Origin of the sequence: Streptomyces azureus, from assembly GCF_001270025.1 — a bacterium.
Classification (GTDB): Bacteria; Actinomycetota; Actinomycetes; order Streptomycetales; family Streptomycetaceae; genus Streptomyces; species Streptomyces azureus.
This window is the reverse complement of record NZ_DF968364.1, coordinates 21,879-29,825: the sequence shown is the minus strand read 5'-3', so window position 1 is coordinate 29,825 and position 7,947 is coordinate 21,879. Positions and strand designations below refer to the sequence as shown.

Here is a 7,947-nt window from a genome sequence, read left to right as displayed (position 1 = left end):
TTACAGCGCCGATGGTACTGCAGGGGGGACCCTGTGGGAGAGTAGGACGCCGCCGAACAATTCTTGAGGAAACCCCCGCATCTTCGGATGCGGGGGTTTTCTGCATTTAGGGGCCCTCTTTCGAGGGCCCTCACTTCACAGGCGGCCGGCCGCCTTCAATGCCAAATACGCGTCCGCCAGTGCCGGCGCCAGGTCGACCGGTGTCGCGTCCACGACTGTGACGCCGTGACGGCGGAGTTGCTCTGCCGTGCGGTGGCGTTCCGACTGGGCCTGGGCGGCCGCGGCTGCCTCGTAGACGGCGTCGACGTTTCCGCGTGCCTTGGCCATTTCGCTGATGTGCGGGTCCGCTACTGATGCCAGCAGGACCGTGTGGCGCTGGGTGAGCTGGGAGAGGACCGGGAGCAGGCCCTCTTCGATGGGGGCCGCGTCCAGGGTGGTGAGGAGCACGATCAGAGAGCGGCGGGGAGACGTGCGCAGGGCCGTGGCCGTGAGACCGCGGGCGTTCGTTTCGACGAACTCGGGCTCGAGCGTGGCCATCGCGTTGACCAGGGCCGGAAGGACATCGCCTGCCGTGCGTCCCTGGACGAGGGCGCGGACCTTGCGGTCGTAGGCGAGGAGGTCGACGCGGTCGCCGGCGCGGGACGCAAGGGCTGCGAGGAGGAGGGCCGCGTCCATGGAGGCGTCGAGGCGGGGTGCGTCGCCCACGCGGCCTGCCGAGGTGCGGCCGGTGTCGAGGACCAGGAGGATGTGGCGGTCGCGTTCCGGGCGCCAGGTGCGTACGGCGACCGCGGACTGGCGGGCTGTGGCGCGCCAGTCGATGGAGCGGGTGTCGTCGCCGGGGACGTACTCGCGCAGGCTGTCGAATTCGGTGCCCTCGCCTCGGGTGAGGACGCTGGTGCGGCCGTCCAGTTCGCGGAGGCGGGCCAGCTTGGAGGGCAGGTGCTTGCGGCTGGTGAACGGCGGCAGGACGCGTACCGTCCAGGGAGCCTTGTGGGTGCCCTGGCGGGAGAAGAGGCCGAGGGGGCCGTCTGAGCGGATGGTGACGCGGTCGGCCTGGCGGTCGCCTCGGCGGGTGGGGCGCAGTCGGGTCGTCACGCGCCGGCGTTCGCCCGGGGGGACCGTGAGGCGGTGGCGGGAGGCCGTCGTCTCCGTGCCCGGCTGCCAGGTGCTGGGGGGCCAGGCGTCGCGGAGGCGGGCGCGGAGAGGGCGGCGGGACGGATTGGTGATCGTGAGGGTCACGTCCGCCGTGTCGCCCAGGCGCACGGAGGTGTCGCCGGAGCGGGTCAGGCCCAGGCGTCGTACGGGGGCGGCCAGGGCGAAGTCGCAGGCGCAGGCCACGGCGAGGGGCGCGTTGACCGCCAGGATGCCCGTCCAGCTGGGTTCCCAGATGCCGACGGGGAGGGATCCCAGGGCCGCGAGGAGGGCGGCGCGTCCGGTGAGTGCCATCAGCGGGGGACGGGGACGTGGGCGAGGATCGCGTTGATGACGGAGTCGGCCGTCACGCCTTCCATTTCGGCCTCCGGGCGGAGTTGTACACGGTGGCGGAGGGTGGGGAGGGCCAATGCCTTCACGTCGTCGGGGATGACGTAGTCGCGGCCTGTCAGCCAGGCCCAGGCGCGGGCGGTGGCCAGGAGGGCCGTGGAGCCTCGGGGGGAGACGCCCAGGGTGAGGGACGGCGACTCGCGGGTGGCGCGGCAGATGTCGACGACGTAGGCGGTGATCTCCGGGGAGATCGTCGTCTTGGCGACGGCGACGCGGGCCGCTTCCAGGTCTGCTGGGCCCGCTACGGGGCGTACGCCGGCGGCGTGGAGATCGCGTGGGTTGAAGCCCTCGGCGTGGCGGGTGAGGACGTCGATCTCGTCCTGGCGGGAGGGGAGGGGGATGGTGAGTTTGAGGAGGAAGCGGTCCAGCTGGGCTTCCGGGAGGGGGTAGGTGCCCTCGTACTCCACCGGGTTCTGCGTTGCCGCGACCAGGAACGGGTCAGGGAGGGCGCGGGGGGTGCCGTCGACGGTGACCTGGCGTTCCTCCATGGCTTCCAGGAGGGACGACTGGGTCTTGGGGGGCGTGCGGTTGATCTCGTCGGCGAGGAGGAGGTTGGTGAAGACCGGGCCGGGCTGGAAGGAGAACTCGGCGCTGCGGGTGTCGTAGACCAGGGAGCCGGTGACGTCGCTGGGCATCAGGTCGGGGGTGAACTGGACGCGTTTGGTGTCGAGTTCGAGGGCGGAGGCGAGGGCGCGGACCAGGAGGGTCTTGGCGACGCCGGGGACGCCTTCGAGGAGGACGTGGCCGCGGCAGAGCAGGGCGACGACGAGGCCGGTGACGGCGGGGTCCTGGCCGACCACAGCCTTGGCGATCTCGGCGCGCAGGGCCTCCAGGGCGGCGCGGGCGGCGCCCTGGTCCCCGGTCTGCCCGGCGTTGTCAGTGGTCGGGTCCATCATGGACGGCGTACCTCTCTTTCGAGGGCGTCGAGTTGGTCGGCGAGTGCGATGAGTGCTGCGTCGTCGCTGGGCGGTGGTCCGAAGAGGAGGGTGCGCAGGTCCTGTCCGTCGCCTTGGAGGTGGGTGGACAGGGCGGGAAGCAGGACCTCGGGTGTGTGCGCCTGGGGGACGGGGACGCCTGTGAGGGCGGCGAGGCGGGTGCGTGCGGTGGAGCGAAGAGCGTTTGCCGCGCGGTCGCGGGCGTCGGCCTTGCGGTAGAGGCGCGCGCGGCCTTCGGCGGTTTCGGAGGCGCGGATCGCCACGGGGAGCTTTTCGGGCACGAGGGGGCCGAGCCGGCGTGCCCGCCAGAGGGCGGCCAGGGCTGCGGCGACGAAGAGTTGCAGGGCGCCCCAGAGCCAGCCCGAGGGCAGCAGGTCGAAGAAGCTGCGTTCGTCGTCGCTGCCGGTGGCCGACGTGTCGGAGAGTGAGGGGAGGTACCAGACCAGATGGGGGCGGGAACCGAGGAGTTGGAGGGCGAGCGAGGCGTTGCCCTGCTTGTCCAGGCGGTCGTTGAGGAGGATGTCGGGCGCGCCGAGGACGACGGTGTCGCCGTCCCCGGTCGGGGCCGGGAAGCGCAGCAGGGTGGCCAGGCGCTCGCTGGTGTAGCACTTGTCGGCGTCGAGGTGGGTGGTGGTGTAGCGGACGCCGCCCGTGTCGGCGGTGCCGGCGCGGCGGGCGGCGGGCAGATCGCAGTCGGGGGAGAGCGTCGAGTCGAGGCTGGTGGCGGGGTCGGCGGTGACACCGGGGGCGAGTCGTTCGACGGACGCGCTGCCGGGGGCGACCAGGACGGTACGGCCGCCGGAGTCGGCGAACGCGTTGTGCAGACGGGACTGCTGACTTCGGCTCAGCAGGTCGGGGACGGCGACCAGGAGGGTCGTGTCCGGGCCGGCTGCGGCGGCTGCCTCGTCCAGGGTGGTGACCACGCGTGTGTCCACGCCCCGGTCGGCGAGGAGTTCGGCGACGGCGCGGCTGCCGTTGGGGTCGGCGGAGCGCGGGTCGAGTTCGCCGTGCCGGGCGTCGGAGCGGATCACGGCGATGGCGATGGCTCCCACCAGGAGCAGCACGAGGGCGAGCGCGATGCCGCGCGCGCGGGCCCATACCTGGCGTGTGCTGGGCGAGGCCGAGGTGGACGGGAGCGTGGCCTCGGTGGTCATTCGGCGGCTCCCTGGCGGCCGTGGGGGGCCGTGCTGTGGGCGCTGCTGCTCGCGAGCTGGGGCTTGGTGCGTTCCAGGTCGCGGTCGAGTTCGGCGATGCGGTGGTACGACTGTTCGGTCGCCGACCGGCCGCCGTACGTCACGTCGTCGAAGTCGCGGGCTGCGGCGCGCAGTCGGTCGGTGTGGGCGGGCAGGGCCCGGCCGGCTTCGGCGGCGGCCTCGTCGGCGGTGCGGCCGGGGCGGGCGTCGAGGAGGGCGCGTTCCTCCAGGGCGCGGACCAGGGCCCGCATGCGTTCCTGGACGGCCTGGTTCCAGTGGCCCTGGGCGGCGTGCGCCTCGGCGGCGGCGCGGTGGTCCGCGGCGCTGCGGGGGCGGTCGTCGAACAGGGTGGCGGACGAGGTGGGTTGCCGGCGCGGGGTGCCCAGGCGCCACCACAGGGCGGCCACGACCGCGACGACGGCCAGGATGATGACGACCAGGCCGAGCGCTCCGCCCGGTGTGGCGCTCGAGGCGGCGTTGAACAGTTTGTCGAGCCAGTCCCAGAAGGCGTCCAGGGCGCGCTGGAACAGGCTGGGGTCGTCCTCGTGGTACATCCGCTTGGACAGCTCGCGTCGGGCCGCCTCGCGCGCGGGGTCGCGCGGTGTGGTGAGGGGCGGTTCGTCGGCGGACCGTGCCGACGACAGCACCGAGGTGTCGCCGGCGCGCAGCAGCGTGCGTATGGCGGCGCGTGGCAGCGCCGTTGTGAGAACTTCCCCCGCCCAGCTCACCGCATCAGCTCCCCGGGGTGGCGCCGGGGGCGTTCGGACCGTAGCCCTGGACGCCGGCGGCGCGGGCCAGTTCGAGGTCGAGGGCCTCGCGGCGGATGCGCTGGTCGATGTAGAGGAGCACGGTGACGCCCGCCGTGATCGGGAACGTGAGCATGGAGCCGATCACCGAGCCGATGCCGCTGACGATGAGGAACGTCCAGCCGAGGCTGCCGACACCGGAGTTGAGCCAGCCGGTGATGCCGTCGCCGCTCAGGGCCCCGGCGAGGAAGGTGAAGGGGATGACGATGATCGAGGCGACGACGTTCGCGATGATCGTGGCGAGCAGCTGGATGCCGAAGATCCGCCACCAGGTGCCCCGGACCAGCTTCGTAGAGCGGCTCATCGCCTTCTTGATGCCCTGCTTCTCCAGCATCAGCGCGGGCGAGGCCAGGGAGAAGCGGATCATCAGCCACAGGGCGACGATGCCGGCGCCGATGATGCCCAGGACGGTCAGGGCGACGCCCGCTCCGGTGCTCCCGGCGACGCTGACGAGGATGCCGGGCAGGGTGCCCACGGTGACGATGCCGGCGGTGATGAGCAGCAACAGGCAGATGAGGCCGAAGAGTTTGACGACCTGAGGGCGGGCGTCCCGCCAGGCCTCGCCGATGGTCACCGACTTGCCGAGCACGGCGCGGCTGGTGACGGTGGTGAGCAGGGCGGTGGCGATGACGGTGCCGACCAGGGAGATCACGAAGAGGACGGTGGAGTTGAGCATGGCATCGCCCATGGCGCGGCTCAGCTCGCTGAGGGTGGCGCTGGGGTCGTTGAGGGCGTCGGTGCTGGAGTCGTCCAGGACGAGGCCCTGGAACAGGACGACGATGACCTCGGTGAGGACCGCGATGGTCAGCGAGATGCCCAGGACCGTGCGCCAGTAGGTGCGCATGGTGGAGACGGCGCCGTCCAGGATCTCGCCCACGCCGAGCGGGCGGAGCGGGATCACGCCGGGCTTGGCGGCGGGCGGGGGGCCGCCCCAGGCGCTGCTCCAGCCGCCGGGGCCTCCCGGACCGCCGGGACCGTATCCGCCGGGGCCGCCAGGGCCGTATCCGCCGGGGGGTTGGGTGCCCCAGCCCGGGCCGGGCGGCGGGGGCGGGGGAGTCTGGCCGGGGCCGGCCGGGGTGCCGGAGCCGCTGGGGGCGGACCACTGGGCGGGTGGCGGCTGGTCCTTGGACCACTGCGGGCCGGGGCCCTGCGGGGCCTGGGCCGGCTGGCCCGGCTGGTCCGCGGGCTGCGCGGGGCCGGGGCGGTCGGCGGGCTCGGCAGGGCCGGACGCGTCAGGCTTCTGCCCGTCGGACGGGGCGGATCCGGGCGAGGCCCAGCCCGGAGTGTCGTTCATCGTCGCTCCTTCACGGTGCCCGTCCGCGGTCGCGGCGGCAGGTTGGCAGCCATCGTGCCATGGGGTGGTCTTGGAGTGACCGGCCGCGGTATGGGCTGCGTACCTTCAATTGTCCGCCGGTTAGGGGGCAGACTGGCGGCATGGCTGATCAGTACGCGTACAGCGGCGATGACAAACGGCCGACCGAGATCCCGGCGATCCGTTGGGAAGAACCACCGGAAGGGCCCGTTCTGGTCCTTCTCGACCAGACGAGGCTGCCGGTCGAGGAGGTCGAACTGGTCTGTACGGACGCACCCGCGCTCGTGGAGGCGATCCGCTCGCTCGCCGTGCGCGGGGCGCCCCTGCTCGGCATCGCGGGGGCGTACGGCGTCGCGCTCGCCGCCGTACGGGGCTTCGACGTGGAGGAGGCCGCGGCCGCGCTGGCGAGCGCCCGGCCGACCGCGGTGAACCTGGCCGTGGGTGTGCGCCGGGCGCAAGCGGCCCACGAGGCCGCGCTCGCCAACGGCGGTGACATCAGGCAGGCGGCCGCGGCGGCGCTGGCGGCGGCGCGGCAGTTGCACCGGGAGGACGCCGAGGCCAGTGCGCGGATGGCCGAGCACGGGCTGGCGCTGCTGGACGAACTGCTGCCCGGCGGAGGGCACCGGATCCTCACGCACTGCAACACCGGTTCCCTGGTGTCGGGCGGGGAGGGGACGGCGTTCGCGGTGGCGCTCGCGGCGCACCGGGTGGGGCGGCTGCGGCGTCTGTGGGTGGACGAGACGCGTCCGTTGTTGCAGGGCGCCCGCCTGACGGCGTACGAGGCGGCGCGCAGTGGGATGGCATACACGCTGCTCACCGACAACGCGGCCGGATCGCTGTTCGCCGCCGGCGAGGTGGACGCCGTGCTGATCGGGGCGGACCGCATCACGGCGGACGGTTCGGTGGCGAACAAGGTCGGGAGCTACCCGCTGGCGGTGCTCGCGCGGTATCACCATGTGCCGTTCATCGTGGTGGCGCCGGTGACGACGGTGGATCCGGACACGCCGGACGGGGCGTCCATCGAAGTCGAGCAGCGGGCCGGCCATGAGGTGACCGAGTTCGTGGCGCCGCAGGTGCCGGTGACCGGGGCCGAGGCGGGCGGTGGCATTCCGGTGGCGCCGCTGGGGACGCAGGCGTACAACCCGGCGTTCGACGTGACCCCGCCCGAACTGGTGACGGCGATCGTCACGGAGGAAGGCGCGGTTTCGCCCGTCACGGCCGAGGCGCTCGCCGAGGTGTGCGCCCGGTCGCGCCGGGTGTCGGCGGGCTGAGCCGGGCGGCTGCCGGAGTGCGTGCGGAGTTGTGCGGGCTCCGGCAACCTCGTCCCTTCGCGGGGGCGAGAGCCTCGCCGCCGTCCGCTGTCGAGATCAACAGGGGGCGGGCGCGGGCAGACAGTAGCGCTTGCTGCGACTATGGTCACTGCCGGTGACCTACCTCACCACTGCCTTCGCCACCGTTATGAGAATGGGATGATGTCGTTTATGAAGGGACGAGTCCTTGTCGTCGACGACGACACCGCACTGGCCGAGATGCTCGGCATCGTGCTGCGTGGTGAGGGTTTCGAGCCGTCGTTCGTGGCCGACGGCGACAAGGCGCTGGCCGCCTTTCGCGAGGCCAAGCCGGATCTGGTGCTGCTCGACCTGATGCTGCCCGGCCGGGACGGCATCGAGGTGTGCCGCCTGATCAGGGCCGAGTCGGGCGTGCCGATCGTGATGCTGACCGCGAAGAGCGACACCGTCGATGTCGTCGTGGGCCTGGAGTCGGGTGCCGACGACTACATCGTGAAGCCGTTCAAGCCGAAGGAGCTGGTGGCCCGGATCCGGGCGCGGCTCAGGAGGTCGGAGGAGCCCGCTCCGGAGCAGCTCGCCATCGGTGACCTGGTCATCGACGTGGCCGGGCACTCCGTAAAGCGGGACGGGCAGTCGATCGCGCTGACGCCGCTGGAGTTCGACCTGCTGGTCGCGCTCGCCCGCAAGCCGTGGCAGGTGTTCACGCGCGAGGTGCTGCTGGAGCAGGTGTGGGGCTACCGGCACGCGGCGGACACGCGTCTGGTCAATGTGCACGTGCAGCGGCTGCGCTCCAAGGTCGAGAAGGACCCGGAGAAGCCGGAGATCGTGGTGACCGTCCGTGGTGTCGGGTACAAGGCAGGGCCGAGCTGA

The 7,947-nt window shown here is 72.5% G+C and carries 7 protein-coding genes; 2 read left to right on the top strand and 5 right to left on the bottom strand.

The genetic code is table 11. The features are described from left to right. Positions 1–135: 135 nt before the first annotated feature. From AOQ53_RS29265 to AOQ53_RS29245, 5 genes are read right to left on the bottom strand one after another with little or no spacing between them, the layout of a single operon-like run. Complete coding sequence (locus AOQ53_RS29265) at positions 136–1,446, bottom strand: DUF58 domain-containing protein (protein ID WP_059421810.1); 1,311 nt, start codon at positions 1,444–1,446, stop codon at positions 136–138. Beyond that, positions 1,446–2,435 carry an AAA family ATPase gene (locus AOQ53_RS29260; RefSeq protein ID WP_099054715.1) on the bottom strand — a complete coding sequence of 330 codons (990 nt, stop codon included), beginning with the start codon at positions 2,433–2,435 and terminating at the stop codon, positions 1,446–1,448. Before AOQ53_RS29260 ends, AOQ53_RS29265 begins: the two co-directional genes overlap by 1 nt. After that, a complete protein-coding gene (locus AOQ53_RS29255) occupies positions 2,435–3,631 on the bottom strand; it encodes a DUF4350 domain-containing protein (RefSeq protein ID WP_059421806.1) in 1,197 nt (398 codons plus the stop codon). Before AOQ53_RS29255 ends, AOQ53_RS29260 begins: the two co-directional genes overlap by 1 nt. Beyond that, the gene (locus AOQ53_RS29250; RefSeq protein ID WP_059421805.1) at positions 3,628–4,398 is read right to left on the bottom strand and encodes a DUF4129 domain-containing protein; all 771 of its coding nucleotides are present in this window, start codon (positions 4,396–4,398) and stop codon (positions 3,628–3,630) included. Before AOQ53_RS29250 ends, AOQ53_RS29255 begins: the two co-directional genes overlap by 4 nt. A gap of 4 nt (positions 4,399–4,402) precedes the next feature. After that, positions 4,403–5,770: a glycerophosphoryl diester phosphodiesterase membrane domain-containing protein gene (locus AOQ53_RS29245; protein WP_059421804.1), complete on the bottom strand. Its 1,368-nt coding sequence runs from the start codon at positions 5,768–5,770 to the stop codon at positions 4,403–4,405. A gap of 140 nt (positions 5,771–5,910) precedes the next feature. On the opposite strand from AOQ53_RS29245, the gene mtnA reads away from it, so the two are divergent. Both mtnA and mtrA read left to right on the top strand, forming a co-directional pair. After that, positions 5,911–7,059 carry an S-methyl-5-thioribose-1-phosphate isomerase gene (mtnA, locus tag AOQ53_RS29240; RefSeq protein WP_059421802.1) on the top strand — a complete coding sequence of 383 codons (1,149 nt, stop codon included), beginning with the start codon at positions 5,911–5,913 and terminating at the stop codon, positions 7,057–7,059. A 198-nt stretch (positions 7,060–7,257) separates the two neighbouring features. Continuing rightward, positions 7,258–7,947 carry a two-component system response regulator MtrA gene (gene mtrA / locus AOQ53_RS29235; RefSeq protein WP_009188938.1) on the top strand — a complete coding sequence of 230 codons (690 nt, stop codon included), beginning with the start codon at positions 7,258–7,260 and terminating at the stop codon, positions 7,945–7,947.

Coding starts and splice junctions, on each gene's coding strand:
- AOQ53_RS29265 (WP_059421810.1), bottom strand. CDS start 1,446: ATGGCACTCACCGGACGCGCCGCCCTCCTCGCGGCCCTGGGATCCCTC.
- AOQ53_RS29260 (WP_099054715.1), bottom strand. CDS start 2,435: ATGGACCCGACCACTGACAACGCCGGGCAGACCGGGGACCAGGGCGCC.
- AOQ53_RS29255 (WP_059421806.1), bottom strand. CDS start 3,631: ATGACCACCGAGGCCACGCTCCCGTCCACCTCGGCCTCGCCCAGCACA.
- AOQ53_RS29245 (WP_059421804.1), bottom strand. CDS start 5,770: ATGAACGACACTCCGGGCTGGGCCTCGCCCGGATCCGCCCCGTCCGAC.
- mtnA (WP_059421802.1), top strand. CDS start 5,911: ATGGCTGATCAGTACGCGTACAGCGGCGATGACAAACGGCCGACCGAG.
- mtrA (WP_009188938.1), top strand. CDS start 7,258: ATGATGTCGTTTATGAAGGGACGAGTCCTTGTCGTCGACGACGACACC.